This is a genomic window from Enterobacter sp. PP-008-ECC_S150 (genome assembly GCF_045257065.1).
In the GTDB taxonomy this organism is placed as follows: Bacteria; Pseudomonadota; Gammaproteobacteria; order Enterobacterales; family Enterobacteriaceae; genus Enterobacter; species Enterobacter chengduensis.
This window is the reverse complement of the sequence record NZ_JBJHHG010000009.1, coordinates 140,957-157,031: the sequence shown is the minus strand read 5'-3', so window position 1 is coordinate 157,031 and position 16,075 is coordinate 140,957. Positions and strand designations below refer to the sequence as shown.

The window sequence follows — 16,075 nt, the reverse complement described above, 5'->3', positions numbered from 1 at the left end:
GTCCAGTCAGAAGGCCGCTTTTTTATTGCCCTGACTTTTCAGCCATTCTTCTCGCTCTGACTCGAACAGGAACACGTGTTCCCGGTCATCATTAATACGCTCGGCATCTGATGGTATTAACGCGCCGAAATCAGGGTACATATCGCTTTCTGGCAGCAATCCTCGCGCCTCTGCTTCAATCTCTTCTCGCTGTTCGTCGATGCGCTTCAGACGACGCTGGCGGCGTTTCTCAACGGCGATATCCATCATGCTGGTTGGCAGCGCGGCACGCTTGTTGCCGTTCCAGATGGCGGTGCAGACATAAGTACCGTCCATACGGCGAACGATGACGGCGGCAGGGTCGTGAATGTCATAGGCAACACGAACCTCTTCACCATCGACCTGTATCAGGTCAGCGCTGAAATACTGGTTGTTCATCAGGTCAATCCAGCCTCTCTGGGCCGTACGGCACATTTCCGGCATGAAGGCTTCACGAAGTTCGATATCCGTCAGATATTCAATCTCGTCACCCTCAGTGGCCAGGACCTCGCGACGGTACTGTGCTGGCGTCATATGAACACCATTACGCTTCGGTAACTCGCTGTGCTCATGCAGGTTGTTGTATTTGTCGACTTCCTCAGCAATGGTATCCAGCAGCATCTGCCACGATGGAAGTTTACGCAGCGCGTTACGCTGTACGCTCGTGAGCTCGCGACCATTCTCCTGAGCCTTAATCGCTGACTGGATGGCGCGACCGGTCATCCGGACATGCTCACGGTCGGCCCCGAATCCGTTGTAAGTATCAAATTTGTTGGCGATCGCTCTCGGTATTACGGCGTTCAGGCGTTCGATAATCCCGCGAGACTGAGGTCGGCCAGGAATACTTGTCGGGTGATCAATACCCATGCGGGTGAAAATACCGGTGATATCAGCATCCAGCGTTTTGTTTGTTTCGCCGCCACCGTTATCCGAATAAACAAAAAGAGGTTTCCCGTGGAATTTCATGGCGTAGCGATAGGCATCCGCTACGGCGATGACGTTCTCCGAGAGCGCCAGGCTCCAGCCCACCAGGAAGCGGGTTCGTCCATCAATCACCAGCGTCAGTTCGGGCGTGAACGGGCGGCCATGGACCGGATGAGCAACTTTCATATCCAGCGATTTACCATCCGCAATCCAGCAACCATTTACGGGCATCTGTGACCAGTCACGTTTCTGGTAAACCTCAAAGGCCAGAGCCGCTGAACCGCTGATACGGCCGCGAGCGCGTTCACGTTTGGGCAATTTTTCCATCGCACGGCGAACGGCATCATAAGACGGACAGACGGCGAGCATCGCTGGCTGTCCCGCATAAATAGCCTGCCATTCAGCCTTGAATGAACGCCACGCATCCACCAGGGAAGGGCCTGATAGTTTCCGCCAGTGCGCGAGAAAATCAGGGAGCCACTTAATCTGTTCAGGCTTACGCGCTTTAAGATGGCCAGGGGCCAGTAAAGCAAGACGTTCGATACCTGGGCGGGTTGAAAGGTAAACAGACAACCATTCCTGGAGTGTTCTTTCACCCACGCCACGACGGCTGGAGCCTTTACGGGCATTCGCAATATCAGCCGCAGTCTGGATGTTCTCCGGCAGCGTACCCTTGCGTGACTCTTTGGCGATGAATTCAACCGCCGATGCGCGAGACATACCGATATCCCGAAGGCGCTCAACCTCTGCGGCTAATAATGCACGCGCATCGGCGATCTGTTTCTGGCGTTCGGTAAGGTCGGAAACTTCACGCTCCAGCAATACAGGACACTGACGCAATAACGCCAGTTCATCGCGGGTCGTGGTGACTTCCCGTTTTGGCGCTGCAGATGCAGATGCACAACCGCTTTGCTTAAGTACCTCGTGGTAATGGCGGGCTTTGACTATTTCACGAGCCTGTTCAGGGAGACAATCGACGTGATATTCGAAAGCTTTAGAACCAGTGCGGCGGCGACGTAATTCAGTGCTATCACCGACCCGTTTATTCAAACAATTTCGGATGTTGTGCTCCATACCAGGAAGACCAGGCAGGCCGACAGATTCCTTTGCGGTTAACCAGATAGACATTAATTCCTCCAGTTAAGCCGTAAGACGGCTGTCAGAAAAGTAGCGGCTCGGCCAGATCATCGAAGGTGATACTCCGATTTTTTCTGCGATAGCTTCTTCATAACGTCCGCATTTACGGTAGAAAACATTGCGGATCGCATTTTTGCCGACGCCCAGCTCGTTCTCCAAATCACTCAGGCTTACGCCCTGGCGATCAAGGGCAGCAATGATCGCCTTGCTCGACCAGTCTTGCCCTTCAGACACAAACAGGCTGGCCATATCTTGTCTCAGCAATTGCATTGTTGGTATGCTCCTCTGTTTATCTAAAACGATAATCACATTTGATAATCGTCTTCATACAATTTAATCGCACAATAAACCGAATTCAAGCGGTTTATTCGCAATATTGCACGATTCAAATTAAAGTCATTACTTATCAGGGTGTTATATGAATAAAACCGATGTAATAGAAAAAAACCGTGGGCGGTTTATAGCTATGCCAGGAATAAACCGATTTTCTGAGCGTCTAAAAATCGCAATGGATGGGCTTACGAATGTGGCATTAGCTAGTCGTTGTGACATATCTGAATCTGCGGTTCGCAGCTATTTAAGCGGCAAAAGTTATCCAGGCATCGACAAGATTCAGGCCATATCAGAAGCCTGTGAAGCCCCTTTAATCTGGCTAATTACCGGAGAAGATGTCGCAATAAATAACGATTTTGGCGCTGAATTTTGCGACGCCCAGCTTGCAGGTGTTTTAAGTGTCATGTCGAATGAACAGCGCCGTCAGTTGACTCTAGCCATCGTCCAGTATGGACTAACGGGGATTTTCAATGCACTAAGAGGGATCGAATCTATCTCTGAGTTTGCGATGCTTCCAGAAAATGAACGATCACAACTGATGAGATTGCATGGGAAGGTCAAAAAAGGGGCATCTGATGTTAGTGAGAACAACGAGCTAGACAACTCCACGCATAAGAACGTGGGTCGCGCTTAGTTTTACGGCCTGCGTTCTGTGTAGAGTTGTGTGCAATCCATGTAAGAGCATGAACGACATACGTCTGTATTCACAAAGAAAGAAAAGCAAAAAAGTAGTTAATTTTTACTTTTCCATACCAGTATTAAAGTTATTTTGTATCAACAAGTTATAGCTTGTTACTGAGACGACAAAAAGAAAATTATTTTTCTTTTTGTTGGGCAAGAAAAGAAACAAGCAAGAGGAGTTTGTATTTTGCTTATGACTGATTAAAGAGGAGTTAAACTCGATCTAAAAGAGCTCAACAGAGTGCAAAATTAAACGCAAAAATAGCTATTTTTACTCATTTTTGTTTTTGCAGTGCAAAATCACATAATCCACGCAATCCCTCTATTCATCGGCCTTCCCGGCATCCTCCTCTAGATTCTTCACAGTGCAGAAACGATCACCTCCCCACAAGAAGCGAATGCCACGGTACGGATCTACGACGGCATTACGCTGGTGGGCACGGTGACCGCCGACGGCAGCGGCAACTGGACTCTGCCGCAAACCACCCTCCCGCTGACGGAAGGCACGCATAACTTCACCGTCACGGCCACCGATGCGGCGGGCAACACCAGCGTGGCGTCAGCCGTGACGACGATTATCGTCGATACGATCGCCCCAACGGCGCCGACCGGGACCTTCAACGCCGACGGTAGCGTCCTGACCGGGAATGCCGAGGCAGGCAGCACCGTCAGCATCCGCCTTGCGGACGGCTCGACGGTGACCGCCATTGCGGGCAGCAACGGCACCTACAGCTACACCTTCCTGAACAAACAGACCGAAGGCCAGACGTTGCAAATCACCGCCACCGACGTCGCGGGCAACACCTCGCTGCCGGGCTCCGCCCTTGCGCCGGTGCTGCCGCTCTCCGCCAGCAATAACGTTGAAGAGCTGAACCTCAGCACCACGGCGACCGTGACCAACAGCCAGTACAGCGATTACGGCTTCCTGCTGGTCGGCGCCGTGGGCAACGTTCTGACGCTGCTCGGCAATGATACCGCCCAGGTGAACTTCACGGTGGGCAACGGCGGCAGCGCGGATATCGTGGTGAACGCCAACGCCACGGGCGCGGTGCTCTCGCTGCTCAATACTCTTGAGCTGGTGGTGCAGCACTACGTCAACGGCGTCTGGACCACCGTGGTGGATACCGGCCAGCCGCAGTTTGCCGATCTGCTGACCCTGGGCGCCACCGGCGTGTCGCTGAACCTGACCGGGCTGGCGGACGGCAACTATCGCGTGCTCAGCTATAACACCAACCTGCTGGCAACCGGCTCCTACACCAGCCTCGACGTGGCGGTGAAAGAGACCGGCCCGGGTACGGTTACCGGTGAAACCAGCCTCAACGGCAACGTGATCCTCGATACCGACCCGACCGCAGGCAGCGACAACGCGCCGGCCGGAACCACGATCTCCGCGGTCACGAACGCGCAGGGCGTCACTACCAGCGTCAACGCCGACGGCACGGTGATCCAGGGTCAATACGGTACGCTGACCATCAACCGCGACGGCAGCTACAGCTACAACCTGACCGACACCAGCGCGTCGGTCATTGGCCGGACGGAGAGCTTCACCTACACCATCACCCATAACGGCGTCAGCGCGTCGGCACAGCTGGTGCTGTCCCTGGGCGTCGGTACGGTTAGCAACGGCATTGTCGCCGTTGACGACACCAACGCCCTGACGTTCGACACCAGCGTGCACGAAATCAATAACGGCGCGTCGTCTCAGGCTGGCTTTACCCTGGTGGGCATTAATCTCGGCAGCACGCTGGGGCTTAACCTGCTGGACGATATGACCAACCCGATTATCTACAACGTGGAGGAAGGCACGACCCGCACCATGACCATCCAGGCCTCCGTGGGCGGCGTGGCGCTGGCGTCGGTATTCGATCTGTACGTCTATAAGTTCAACAACGCGACCCAGACCTTCGAGCAGGTTCGCGTTGAGTCGGGCTGGCTGCGCGCCCCGCTGCTGGGCGGCTCGTCATCGCAGCTGACGCTGAACCTGCCTGCCGGGGAGTATCTGTTCTTACTCAATACCGCGTCGGGGATCGCCGTTCTGACGGGCTATACGCTGAGCGTTCTGCAGGATCATGTCTACAGCGTATCGAGTATCAGCGAAACGACCACGGGCGACGTGCTGGCGAATGACCCGGTTCCTGCGGGCACGCTGGTTACCGAAGTGAACGGCGTGGCGGTCAACGGCAGTGGAACCACCACCATTCAGGGAGAATACGGCACGCTGACCATTAATTCGTCCGGCCAGTACACCTATACCCTGAGAAGCGGCGTGGGAGCGGATCATATCAGCACGCCGGATACCTTCGTTTACACCGTCACCGCCCCGAACGGCTCGAAGGACACGGCATCGCTCAACATCACCCCAACCGCGCAGGCGATGAATGCGGTCAACGACGTCAGCGCCGTCATGGACGTCACCTCGGTGCACCACACCTCGGCCTACTCCGACACGACCGTGGGCGTGGCCAGCTGGACGACGGCCCTGCTTTCGTCGACCCAGGGCAGCGGCAGCGGCACCTTTGTGGTGGATCCCAACACTGCCCTGCACAACGCGTCGCTGCACTTTAGCGTGGCATCGCTGCTGGCGCTGGGCGGGCTGACGGTCAACTGGACCATCAGCGACGGTTCTGGCGTGATCCGCAGCGGCTCCTTCAACGGCGGCTCGCTGCTGGGCGGCAGTATCGACGTCCCGCTGACCGGGCTGGATCTCAACGCCGGGACCTATACGCTGAACTTTACCGGCAGCGTCCCGGGGCTGAGCGTCGGTAACATCACCATTACCCCAAGCGTGAACGGCACCACCTACTCGCTGACTGATTTCGACGCGACCGGCACCCACACCGTCAACGGCAATATCTTCGACGGCACCGACTCGGGCGGCGTGCTGGATCAGCTGCACTCGGTGGATACCCGCCTGAGCGTGACCGGCTATAACGGCGTGACCACCACGCTGGATCCGTATACCGGCAGCGCAACGGTGAACATCACCGGCCATTACGGCATCCTGGCGATCGGCGCAGACGGGCATTACACCTATACCCTTAACAGCGGGGTATCGCTCTCATCCATCACCTCGAAGGAGACCTTCAACTACACCCTGACGGATGCGACCGGGAAGACGGACAGCGCCACGCTGACCATCAACATGGCGCCGCAGTTCATCAGCTCTGAACATAACGACGTTATTACCGGCACCGCCTACGGCGACACGCTGATTTACCAGGTGCTGAACACTACGGTGGGGAACGGCACGGGGGGGAACGTCAGCAGCAGCGCGGGCGACCACTGGACCGGCTTCTCGCTGGCGCAGGGGGATAAAATCGACATTAGCGACCTGCTGGTGGGCTGGAACGGTAGCGCCTCCACGCTCGGAAACTATCTCCATGTCACTAATAGTAATGGTAATACCGTGATCTCCATCGACCGTGATGGTGCAGGGAGCACCTACACTAATACCACGCTCGTAACGCTTGATGGCGTTCAGACCACCTACGACGAGCTCGTTAACCAGCAACACATCATCACCACATAGCACCTGTTGTACCTAACCCGGGCGCACCGCGCCCGGGCATTAATAATAAAGCTGCACTTATTTTATTAGGGACATGACATGGGAATGAAGATGCCTTACTGGTGGCTCTCGTGCTGCCTGATATCTGTGCCCGCTCTTTGCGCGAACCCGGCGGCAACCATCAATACCGGCGAACTCCGCGAAACGCAGGAACTCCCCTCGCTCAACGGCCGCGTTGCCCCGGCGGCGGGCAAAGCCGCGCCAGGCACACTGCAGCTGGGCGACGCCGTCAACCGCGCCGTCACCTGGCACCCGGCCATCAGCGAAGCCGTGGGGAAACTCTACCAGCAGAGTGAAGAGGTGGACGTCGCGAAATCGAAATACTATCCGCAGATTAATGCCGGCGTGGACAACGGTTACTCCCACGACGGCGACCAGAACGGCTTTACGCCGTCGCTGGTGCTTTCTCTCTCTCAAATGCTCTACGACTTTGGCAAAGTGGCCAGCCAGGTGCGCGCCGAGAGCGCCGGGGTCGCCCAGCAGCAGGCTAACGTGCTGGTGAGTATCGACACCATCGCCCACGACACCGCCGTCGCCATGGTGCAGGTGCAAACCTGGCAGCAGATGGTCGACACCGCCAAAGAACAGCTCGACGCCCTCTCCTCCATCGGCGCGCTGACCCGCCAGCGTAACGACGAAGGCGCCACCTCGCTCTCTGACGTGGTGCAGACCGATGCCCGTATAGAAGGCGCGCGCGCCCAGCTGATGCAGTACCAGGCAAACCTCGACAGCGCCCGCGCCACGCTGATGAGCTTTCTCGGCTGGAGCAACCTGAACGCGATCGACAATGATTTTCCGCAGAAGCTGGGACGTAGCTGCGACATCGCCGAGCCGGACGACCGTCTGGTTCCCGCGGTGCTTGCCGCCTGGGCCCAGGCTAACGTCGCCCAGGCGAACCTCGACTACGCCGACGCGCAGATGACGCCAACCGTCTCGCTGGAGCCTGAAGTGCGTCACTACATGAACGATCGCTACGCGGGGAGCGACACGCGGGACCGCACCCAGTATTCCGCCTGGGTGAAAGTGCAGATGCCGCTCTATCAGGGCGGCGGCCTCACCGCCCGGCGTAACGCCGCCGGACACGCGGTGGAGGCGGCGCAGTCCACCATTCAGCGCACGCGGCTTGACGTCCGCCAGAAGCTGCTGGAAGCCCGCAGTCAGGTGATGAGCCTGCAAAGCACGCTGCAAATTCAGGGCCGCCAGGAGGCGCTCAGCGCCCGCACCCGCGAGCTGTACCAGCAGCAGTATCTCGATCTCGGCTCGCGCCCGCTGCTCGACGTACTCAACGCCGAGCAGGAGGTCTATCAGGCGCGCTTCACCCAGCAGCAGACCCTCGGTCAGCTGCACCAGCTGCAGCTCAACTGCCTATACAATACCGGCCAGTTGCGCCATGCGTTCGATCTTGATAACCGCACCATCCAGACCGTGGAGATCCAGCCATGACGCAGCGTGAAACCCCGCAAGGTGAAAACATGACGGACGAGGCGCTGGCGCAGTGGGCGCAGGCCTTTGGCTTTGTCGCCACGCGCTACCGCGTCGCCTGCTCTCCCGGCGCCTTGATCGCAGGCGCGCCGTGGCTGAAGGGCAAACCGATGGTTCCCGCGCTTACTCAGCTGGCGCGCGAGGCGGGGCTGTCGTTTCAGCTGCTCACCGCTGACCAGCAGTCGATCAACAGCTGGCGTCTGCCGGTGGTGGTAGCGATGAATGACGGCCGGATCGGCGTGATCGAGCACTTCGACGGCGACGACACCCTGGAAATCAGCTTCTTCGACGAGGAGACCTACACCAACCGGCTGTCGATGACGGCGACGCTGCCCGCCATCCGCCACGTTATCGCCCTGCGTCCACTCGCCGCGCTGAAGGACAGCCGCGTGGATGCCTATATCTCAAAATACCGCCCGGACTGGCTCTACCGGCTGGTGATGCGCGATTTGCGCCCCTACAGCTGGGTGATGCTCGCCGCGCTGTTTATCAACGTGCTGTCGCTCTCCGGGATCGTCTTTTCCATGCAGGTCTATGACCGGGTGATCCCCGCTCAGTCCTACCCGACGCTCTACGTCCTGACCATCGGGGTGCTGATTGCCACCCTGTTTGGTTTTGTGCTGCGCGTGGCGCGCGGGCACATTATGGATCTGCTGGGCAAGCGCTCGGATATGCGCGTTTCGGATCGCGTATTCGGCCACGCGCTGCGGCTGCGCAACAGCGCGATCCCCCGCTCCACCGGCAGCTTTATCTCTCAGCTGCGCGAGCTGGAGCAGATCCGCGAGATGGTCACCTCCTCCACCATCTCGACGATTGTCGACCTGCCCTTCTTTTTACTGTTCGTGGTGGTGCTGGCGATCATCGCCCCGCAGCTGGCGTGGATCGCCCCGGTCGCGGCGGTGATCATGGTCCTGCCCGGCCTGCTGCTGCAGAAGAAGCTGGCGGAGCTGGCGAAGCAGTCGGCCCATGAATCGACCCTGCGCAACGCGGTGCTGGTGGAGAGCGTGCAAGGGCTGGAGGACATCAAGCTGATGCAGGCGGAAAACCGCTTTTTGCAGCAGTGGAACAGCTATATCCAGATCACCGCCGAATCCGGCCTGCGCACCCGCGAGCTGACCCAGAACCTGATCAGCTGGGGAATGACCATCCAGAGCCTGGTGTACGCCGCCGTGATCGTGGTCGGCGCGCCGATGGTGATCGACGGCACCCTGACCACCGGCTCGGTGGTTGCCGCGTCGATGCTGGCCTCCCGCATGATTGCCCCGATGGCGACGCTGTGCGGCGTGCTGGCGCGCTGGCAGCAGGTCAAAGCGGCAAAAGAGGGGCTGGACAGCATCATGCAGCTTCCCACCGAAAATCAGCGCGAGGAGACGCCGATCCGCCAGGACGTGCTGCGCGGACACTATCTTTTCGAGCAGGCGCAGTTCCGCTATCAGCCGGACGATCCGCGCATGGCGCTGCGCATTAACCGGCTGGAGATCCGGCCGGGTGAAAAAGTGGCGATCCTCGGGCGCAACGGCGCGGGAAAATCGACCCTGCTGCAGGCGATGGCGGGCGGGATGGATCTGGCGGCAGGCGAGCTGCGGCTCGATAACTTCAGCCTGCCGCATCTCGACGTCGCCGACGTCCGGCGCAACGTCGGCTTTATGACCCAGAACGCCCGGCTGTTTTACGGCACCCTGCGCGAAAATATCACCCTCGGCATGCCGCGCGCCACCGACGAAGAGATTTTCGAGGCGCTGGAGCTGACGGGCGCGGCGGGCTTCGTGCAGAAGCTGCCCAAGGGGCTGGACTACCCGATCATGGAAAACGGCGTGGGGCTTTCCGGCGGGCAGCGTCAGTCGATTCTGCTGGCGCGGATGCTGCTGCGCGATCCCAATATCGTGCTAATGGATGAACCGACCGCCTCGCTGGACGAGCATACCGAGCGGGAGTTTATCCAGCGGCTGGGCGACTGGCTTGGCAACCGCACCCTGATCGTCGCCACCCACCGCGTGCCGGTGCTGGAACTGGTGGAGCGCGTGGTGGTGTTGAAAGAGGGGATGCTGGTCATGGACGCGCCAAAAGCCCAGGCGCTCAACAACAGCCGTATGCAGCAACAGCAGCAGCAGCAGGCAGCAGCCGGACGGGAGTGGAAAAATGAAAATCAGTCAGCGTGACGTGGCGGCAATGGACGATCTGGATAACGCGCTGGATTCCGAGAGCGGCTATACCGGCGCGCGTCGGATCGTTTTCTTCTCGCTGCTGATGTTCGTGGTGCTGGGCGTCTGGGCGTGGTTTGGCATGCTGGATGAGGTCTCAACCGGATCGGGAAAAGTGATCCCCAGCTCGCGCGAGCAGGTCTTGCAGTCTCTCGACGGCGGGATCCTCACCGAGCTGAACGTCCACGAGGGCGATCAGGTACAGGCCGGACAGATTCTGGCGCGGCTCGATCCGACGCGTTCCGAATCGAACGTCGGTGAAAGCGCGGCGCGCTACCGGGCTTCGCTGGCCTCCAGCGCGCGCCTGTACGCCGAGGTGAACGATCTCCCGCTGAAGTTCCCCCCTTCGCTGGCAAAATGGCCGGATCTGATTGCAGACGAAACGCGGCTCTACAACTCCCGCCGGGCGCAGCTGGAGGACACCCAGCGGGAGCTGCGCGCCGCGTTAGATCTCGCCAATAAGGAGCTGGCCATCACCCAGCGGCTGGTCAAAACCGGGGCCGCCAGCCACGTGGAGGTGCTGCGCCTGCAGCGGCAGAAAAGCGATCTGGAGCTGAAGCTCACCGACGTGCGCTCGCAGTATTACGTTCAGGCCAGGGAGGCGCTCTCCAAGGCCAACGCGGAGGTGGATATGGTTTCCGCCGTCCTGAAAGGCCGCCAGGATTCCGTCACCCGCCTGACGGTAAAATCCCCGGTGCGCGGGATCGTAAAAAATATCAAGGTGACCACCATCGGCGGCGTGATCCCGCCCAACGGCGAGCTGATGGAGATTGTGCCGGTGGACGATCACCTGCTGATTGAAACCCGCCTGTCCCCGCGCGATATCGCCTTTATCCACCCGAACCAGGAGGCGCTGGTTAAAATCACCGCCTACGATTACGCCATTTACGGCGGGCTGCACGGGGTAGTGGAGACGATTTCCCCGGACACCATCCAGGACGAGGCCAAGCCGGAGGTGTTTTACTACCGGGTGTTCATCCGCACCAGCCAGGACTACCTGGTGAACAAGGCGGGCAGGCACTTCTCGATTGTGCCGGGAATGATTGCGACGGTGGACATCAAGACCGGCGAGAAAACGGTGCTGGACTATATGATCAAGCCGTTTAACCGGGCGAAAGAGGCGCTGAGGGAGCGGTAGTCAATCGCCGGGTGGCGGCTTCGCCTTACCCGGCCTACGTTCCCGCAGGCCCGCGCAAGCGTAGCGCCGCCGGGCGACGTGTTGCAGTATGAGTATCTTGAACCGCTCAATCTGAAAATCAGCGATCTCGCGGAGATGCTCAATGTCCACCGCAATACCGTCAGCGCGCTGGTCAATAACAACCGTAAGCTTACTGCCGATATGGCGATAAAACTGGCAAAAGCCTTTGATACAACTATTGAGTTTTGGCTGAACTTACAGCTGAACGTCGATATCTGGGAAGCGCAATCTAACGCCAGGACGCAGGAGGAGCTTAGCCGTATTAAGACCGTTGCAGAAGTGATGGCCAGGCGTAAATCCGGTCGGCCGGACGTGGCCTGACTCACGCTCTCACTCCGCCGGGCGCGGGGCGGTGCGGCTGAACACCTCAACATACCGCGTAAACTTGCCGATAAACACCCCGGCAAACACCCCGCCGGAGACAACCGCAAGGGCGCTCATAGCAGGCTGCTGCATCGTCTGGGGAGAGACCGCGCTCATCACGCCCAGCACATACTTCACCCCGAACGCCAGCATCATAAACGGCAGCGCGGTGTAGTCTGCCTGACGGTACAGGCTACGCGGTGCCTCTGCGCGGGTAATCACCGCCTGCTTAATCAGGAAATACCCCAGAACGGCTCCGGCGAGGATCCCAACCGCCCAAAGTGCGACAGCGCCGGGTGTCAGCGTGCGGTAGACCACCAGATCGTAAATATCCCAGATAAGAAAGATCGCCGGAATGATGGCAAGCCGTTCCAGCGTAACGGTGGCAGGCCTGCGGGCTTTGATGCCGCGCGAAACAAGGAAGATAAACAGCACCCATACCCAGACAGGCGTGTGCGTAACGACACCGAACAGAAATTCAAACATGGAGATCTCCATGGACGATTGCGGCCCGTGCCGCTCTGAACGCGTATTGCGCATAACGGCAGAGAAGCCATTATGCGCAGGTCTTTTACAGCGATTTTTTCAGGCGTTGAACCGCTTCCTTCAGCGCTTCATCCGTTGGCGTGACAAACGACATGCGCAGCGTCGAGTGGTCTGGATCATTGCAATAGAAAAATTCGCCCGGCACAAATACTACGCCGTTACTTAACGTTTTTTCCAGCCAGCGGGTGGTGTTCATGCCATTATTCATTCTGGCCCACAGGAACATGCCGCCCTTCGGCTTATGGAAAGACATCACCCCCCCCAGCTCGGCCTCAAGTTCCGTTGCAAACGTCTGGTATTTCTGGCGATAGGCTTCGCGGATCGTCTTGATCTGCGCCGCCAGACGACCGGTTTTCAGGTACTCATACGTCATTAACTGCGACAGCGTGCTGGTGTGCAGATCGGTGGTTTGCTTAAGGTTAACCACCGCGCGCTTCAGCCATTCCGGCACCAGCACCCAGCCCACGCGCGTGCCCGGCGCGAGAATTTTAGAGAAGGTTGAGGTGTACACCACGTTCTCTTCGTTGCCGATGTCTTTCGCATGGGCAATTAACGGACGGAAGATCTCATCGGTATAATTAATTTCGCTGTACGGATCGTCTTCAATAATGACGAAGTCATAGCGCTTCGATAATTCCACCAGCTGTTTACGGCGCGCTTCAGACAGCGTTACGCCGCCCGGGTTACCAAACGTCGGGACAATATAGACCGCTTTAATCGTCTTATTTGCCGCCAGCGCTTCGAGTTCGTCGATCTTCATGCCGTCGCCGTCGGTGCCCACGGATTCAAAATTCGCCTGCGCCAGGCCAAATACCTGCAGGGCAGCAAGATAGGTTGGACGCTCGACGACGACAATATCGCCGGGGTTAATTAACGCGCGCGCCAGCACGTCAAGGGACTGCTGCGAACCGGAGGTCACCACCACGTCATCAGCCTTACAGCGAATGCCTCGCCCCTCGCAAATCCGCTGGATCTCTTCCCGCAGCCCGGGGATGCCTTCGGTCAGGCCGTACTGAAACGCCTCGCCAAAATGCTGAGACAATACGGCATCCGCCGCCATTTTCAGCCCTTCGCGATCGAACAGGTCAGGGTTAGGGATACCGCCCCCCAGCGAGATCACACCCGCCATTTTGCTATGTTTTAATAATTCACGGATGGCGGATGATTGCAGGCCCTGCGCGCTGCTGGCGAGTTTACTCACGGACATTCTTTGCTTACCTTCTGTTTTTATAGTGTGCTCAATCTTAGCAGAATATGGGCGATAAATTCCGTCAGCTTGGGCAGGGGGCGTAAATCCTGACGCCACAGTAAATGCACCGGCCTCGGCGCGGGGGTGAACGGTTCGAGCACCCGAATCAGACTGCCGCTTGCCAGCTCTTCCGCCACCAGCACTTCTGGCTGCAGCAGTAATCCCGCCCCGGCTCTTGCCGCCATCCGCAGCCCGTAGCCGTCGTTACACCGTAATACGGCATCGCGTTTCCAGCGCACCTCCCCTTCCTGACCCGGCAGCCGCCACTCGTTGCGCGCGGTCCACACCGTATGCGAAAGACAGAGATGATCCACCAGATCGGCAGGCGTTTGCGGCGTGCCGTGGCGCGCTAAATAGTCCGGCGCGGCGCAGATCACCATGTTGTAGGGGCACAGGTATTTCGCCACCAGATCGTCATTGCCAACGTCACCAATGCGGATGGCGAGATCGACGCCCTCTTCCACCAGATCGACCATCCGGTTAGTGAGATCCAGCTCGACGCGTACCTCCGGGTAGCGCTGTAAAAAGGTTGCCGTCAGCGGGGCAATGACGCAGCCGCCAAATGACGTAGGCGCCGTGACGCGCAGGGTTCCGGCGGGCGCGGCGCGCAGGCGTTCAACCGCGTTTTCGGCAATGGAGACCTGCTCAAGAACCCGTCTGGCCTCTTCAAAATAGACGCGACCGGCATCGGTCAGGCTCTGACGCCGCGTGTTACGCTCCAGCAGGCGGGTGCCGAGCTGTGATTCCAGCAGCGCAACGTACTTTCCCACCATCACCGCCGACATCTCCAGCCGTGCAGCCGCACCGGTAAAACTGCCGCTCTCTACCACCGCGATAAACGTCTCCATGCCGCGAAGCTTATCCATATTCCAAACCTCTGATTAGCAATCTTCTAACTTTAGCCCAGTTTATCTGCGTTTTTATTTATTAAAGAATGAAGGCTCACAACATAAGGAGTCGGCTATGAAAATCGTCATTATTGGTGCCAGCGGTACGGTTGGTCGGGCAGTAGCGGAAGAGCTGAGTCGTCGCCACGAGGTCATTCGCGTGGGCCGCACGCAGGGCGACTACCGGGTAGATATCACCTCGCAGGCGAGCGTGCAGGCGCTGTTTGAGAAAATCGGTAGGGTGGACGCCATTGTGTCCGCCAGCGGCGGCCTCCACTTCGGCCCGCTCGCGACCATGAAAGACAGCGACTTCAACCAGGGCCTGCAGGACAAGCTGCTGGGGCAGGTGCGTCTGGCGCTGACCGGCCAGCACTACCTCAACGAAGGCGGCTCGATTACGCTGATAAGCGGGATTGTCGCGCACGAGCCGATTGCGCAGGGGGTGAATGCCACCACGGTGAATGCCGCGCTGGAAGGGTTCGTTCGCGCCGCCGCCTGCGAACTGCCTCGCGGGATCCGCATCAACCTGATTAGCCCAACGGTCCTGACGGAATCCGCGGAAGCGTACGACGGCTTCTTCCCGGGCTTTGAGAGCGTCCCCGCCGCAACCGTGGCCCAGGCCTACCGTCGCAGCGTGGAAGGAGTGCAGAGCGGGCGAGTGTATAAGGTCGGGTATTAAGCCTTGCGGGCGGCGATCAGCACCAGCATCGGACGCTCCGCCTCTTCGGCCAGCGCGGGCCAGGCATCGACCTGCGCCTGCGTGGGTCCCCACTCATTGACGTCGCTTATCGTTAACCCGGCCTTGATCAGCGCGTTAAGCGTAGTGCCCAGCGTGCGGTGATACTTAATTACCCCATCCGCCAGCCAGTTGCTGACGCGCTTGCCTTCGTCCTGATAGTGATTCACGCCCCAGAACCGCTCGCCCTTATCGTCGGTCAGCCAGCCCTGACGCGTGGCGCAGGTGTAGATCGGGTGCTCCATCGAAAAAACCAGGCTGCCGCCGGGTTTGAGCGCGCGCTGAACGCTGGCGAATAGCGTGTTCAGTTCCGGGAGGTAGTGCAGCGCAAGCGAGCTGTAGACAAGGTCGAGGCTGTTTTCGTCGAGTCTGAGCGACTCCAGATCGCTGCGCTGATACCGGATCTGTGGGTCCGCGGTAAGCTCTGCTGCCCGGGCAAGCATCTTTTCGGAAATATCAACGCCCGTGACGTCAGAAGCGCCCAGTTCACGCGCGGCGCGGCAGAACCAGCCGTAGCCGCAGCCGAGATCGACAACCGATTTACCGGTTAAATCAGGCAGCATGTTTTTCAGCGCGGGCCACTCCGGCGCGCCGTCCAGGCCCTGCACCGAGCGCGGAAGCTGGGCGTAGCCTTCGAAAAATGCCGGATTGTCGTAGATATTTTGTGCCATGGCAGATCCCTCTTAAAGAATATGCATAGCAGTATACTGCATTGTCGGGCGGCGGCCTCGCCTTACCCGACCTGCAAAACG

General features: G+C 58.7%; 12 protein-coding genes and 1 pseudogene. 7 read left to right on the top strand and 6 right to left on the bottom strand.

Annotated features, from left to right (window positions below):
• Positions 1 to 6: 6 nt before the first annotated feature.
• The gene (locus ACJBF3_RS12215; RefSeq protein WP_406545089.1) at positions 7 to 2,070 is read right to left on the bottom strand and encodes a Mu transposase C-terminal domain-containing protein; all 2,064 of its coding nucleotides are present in this window, start codon (positions 2,068 to 2,070) and stop codon (positions 7 to 9) included.
• Positions 2,071 to 2,082: 12 nt separating this feature from the next.
• Positions 2,083 to 2,349 carry a helix-turn-helix domain-containing protein gene (locus ACJBF3_RS12210; RefSeq protein WP_063930228.1) on the bottom strand — a complete coding sequence of 89 codons (267 nt, stop codon included), beginning with the start codon at positions 2,347 to 2,349 and terminating at the stop codon, positions 2,083 to 2,085.
• A 148-nt stretch (positions 2,350 to 2,497) separates the two neighbouring features.
• On the opposite strand from ACJBF3_RS12210, the gene ACJBF3_RS12205 reads away from it, so the two are divergent.
• The 6 genes and pseudogenes from ACJBF3_RS12205 (at position 2,498) to ACJBF3_RS12180 (ending at position 11,863) form a co-directional block, all read left to right on the top strand.
• Positions 2,498 to 3,046: a helix-turn-helix domain-containing protein gene (locus tag ACJBF3_RS12205; protein WP_406545087.1), complete on the top strand. Its 549-nt coding sequence runs from the start codon at positions 2,498 to 2,500 to the stop codon at positions 3,044 to 3,046.
• Between the two features lie 420 nt (positions 3,047 to 3,466).
• Positions 3,467 to 6,622, top strand: a pseudogene (locus ACJBF3_RS12200) (BapA/Bap/LapF family large adhesin); the annotation flags it as partial.
• Positions 6,623 to 6,700: 78 nt separating this feature from the next.
• On the top strand, positions 6,701 to 8,104 hold the full coding sequence (locus ACJBF3_RS12195) for a TolC family outer membrane protein (protein WP_045331114.1): 1,404 nt from the start codon (positions 6,701 to 6,703) through the stop codon (positions 8,102 to 8,104).
• On the top strand, positions 8,101 to 10,302 hold the full coding sequence (locus tag ACJBF3_RS12190; protein WP_045331111.1) for a type I secretion system permease/ATPase: 2,202 nt from the start codon (positions 8,101 to 8,103) through the stop codon (positions 10,300 to 10,302). The genes ACJBF3_RS12195 and ACJBF3_RS12190 overlap by 4 nt, the downstream gene beginning before the upstream one ends.
• A gap of 10 nt (positions 10,303 to 10,312) precedes the next feature.
• A complete protein-coding gene (locus ACJBF3_RS12185; protein ID WP_088475387.1) occupies positions 10,313 to 11,482 on the top strand; it encodes an HlyD family efflux transporter periplasmic adaptor subunit in 1,170 nt (389 codons plus the stop codon).
• 78 nt (positions 11,483 to 11,560) lie between these two features.
• A complete protein-coding gene (locus ACJBF3_RS12180) occupies positions 11,561 to 11,863 on the top strand; it encodes a HigA family addiction module antitoxin (RefSeq protein WP_045331107.1) in 303 nt (100 codons plus the stop codon).
• A gap of 9 nt (positions 11,864 to 11,872) precedes the next feature.
• Here ACJBF3_RS12180 and ACJBF3_RS12175 read toward each other — a convergent pair whose 3' ends face one another.
• The 3 genes from ACJBF3_RS12175 to ACJBF3_RS12165 all read right to left on the bottom strand — a co-directional run bounded on the left by ACJBF3_RS12175 (position 11,873) and on the right by ACJBF3_RS12165 (position 14,566).
• Positions 11,873 to 12,391, bottom strand: coding sequence for a DUF6622 family protein (locus ACJBF3_RS12175; RefSeq protein ID WP_045331104.1), 519 nt, complete (start codon positions 12,389 to 12,391; stop codon positions 11,873 to 11,875).
• An 85-nt stretch (positions 12,392 to 12,476) separates the two neighbouring features.
• Positions 12,477 to 13,658, bottom strand: coding sequence for a PLP-dependent aminotransferase family protein (locus ACJBF3_RS12170; protein WP_045331101.1), 1,182 nt, complete (start codon positions 13,656 to 13,658; stop codon positions 12,477 to 12,479).
• Between the two features lie 20 nt (positions 13,659 to 13,678).
• Positions 13,679 to 14,566 (bottom strand): LysR family transcriptional regulator, encoded by an 888-nt coding sequence (locus ACJBF3_RS12165; protein WP_045331098.1) that lies wholly within the window; start codon positions 14,564 to 14,566, stop codon positions 13,679 to 13,681.
• Positions 14,567 to 14,663: 97 nt separating this feature from the next.
• Here ACJBF3_RS12165 and ACJBF3_RS12160 point away from each other — a divergent pair, with 97 nt between their 5' ends.
• On the top strand, positions 14,664 to 15,266 hold the full coding sequence (locus tag ACJBF3_RS12160; protein WP_032642952.1) for a short chain dehydrogenase: 603 nt from the start codon (positions 14,664 to 14,666) through the stop codon (positions 15,264 to 15,266).
• Here ACJBF3_RS12160 and ACJBF3_RS12155 read toward each other — a convergent pair.
• Positions 15,263 to 15,994, bottom strand: a complete 732-nt coding sequence (locus ACJBF3_RS12155; RefSeq protein WP_045331097.1) for a bifunctional 2-polyprenyl-6-hydroxyphenol methylase/3-demethylubiquinol 3-O-methyltransferase UbiG — start codon at positions 15,992 to 15,994, stop codon at positions 15,263 to 15,265. The two genes, ACJBF3_RS12160 and ACJBF3_RS12155, sit on opposite strands and share 4 nt — an antisense overlap.
• Positions 15,995 to 16,075: the final 81 nt, after the last annotated feature.

What these genes read in the sequence shown, in the direction of transcription:
- ACJBF3_RS12210 (WP_063930228.1), bottom strand. Translation starts at nt 2,349, where the DNA reads ATGCAATTGCTGAGACAAGATATGGCCAGCCTGTTTGTGTCTGAAGGG.
- ACJBF3_RS12155 (WP_045331097.1), bottom strand. Translation starts at nt 15,994, where the DNA reads ATGGCACAAAATATCTACGACAATCCGGCATTTTTCGAAGGCTACGCC.
- ACJBF3_RS12195 (WP_045331114.1), top strand. Translation starts at nt 6,701, where the DNA reads ATGGGAATGAAGATGCCTTACTGGTGGCTCTCGTGCTGCCTGATATCT.
- ACJBF3_RS12190 (WP_045331111.1), top strand. Translation starts at nt 8,101, where the DNA reads ATGACGCAGCGTGAAACCCCGCAAGGTGAAAACATGACGGACGAGGCG.
- ACJBF3_RS12205 (WP_406545087.1), top strand. Translation starts at nt 2,498, where the DNA reads ATGAATAAAACCGATGTAATAGAAAAAAACCGTGGGCGGTTTATAGCT.
- ACJBF3_RS12170 (WP_045331101.1), bottom strand. Translation starts at nt 13,658, where the DNA reads ATGTCCGTGAGTAAACTCGCCAGCAGCGCGCAGGGCCTGCAATCATCC.
- ACJBF3_RS12165 (WP_045331098.1), bottom strand. Translation starts at nt 14,566, where the DNA reads ATGGATAAGCTTCGCGGCATGGAGACGTTTATCGCGGTGGTAGAGAGC.
- ACJBF3_RS12185 (WP_088475387.1), top strand. Translation starts at nt 10,313, where the DNA reads ATGGACGATCTGGATAACGCGCTGGATTCCGAGAGCGGCTATACCGGC.
- ACJBF3_RS12175 (WP_045331104.1), bottom strand. Translation starts at nt 12,391, where the DNA reads ATGTTTGAATTTCTGTTCGGTGTCGTTACGCACACGCCTGTCTGGGTA.
- ACJBF3_RS12215 (WP_406545089.1), bottom strand. Translation starts at nt 2,070, where the DNA reads ATGTCTATCTGGTTAACCGCAAAGGAATCTGTCGGCCTGCCTGGTCTT.
- ACJBF3_RS12160 (WP_032642952.1), top strand. Translation starts at nt 14,664, where the DNA reads ATGAAAATCGTCATTATTGGTGCCAGCGGTACGGTTGGTCGGGCAGTA.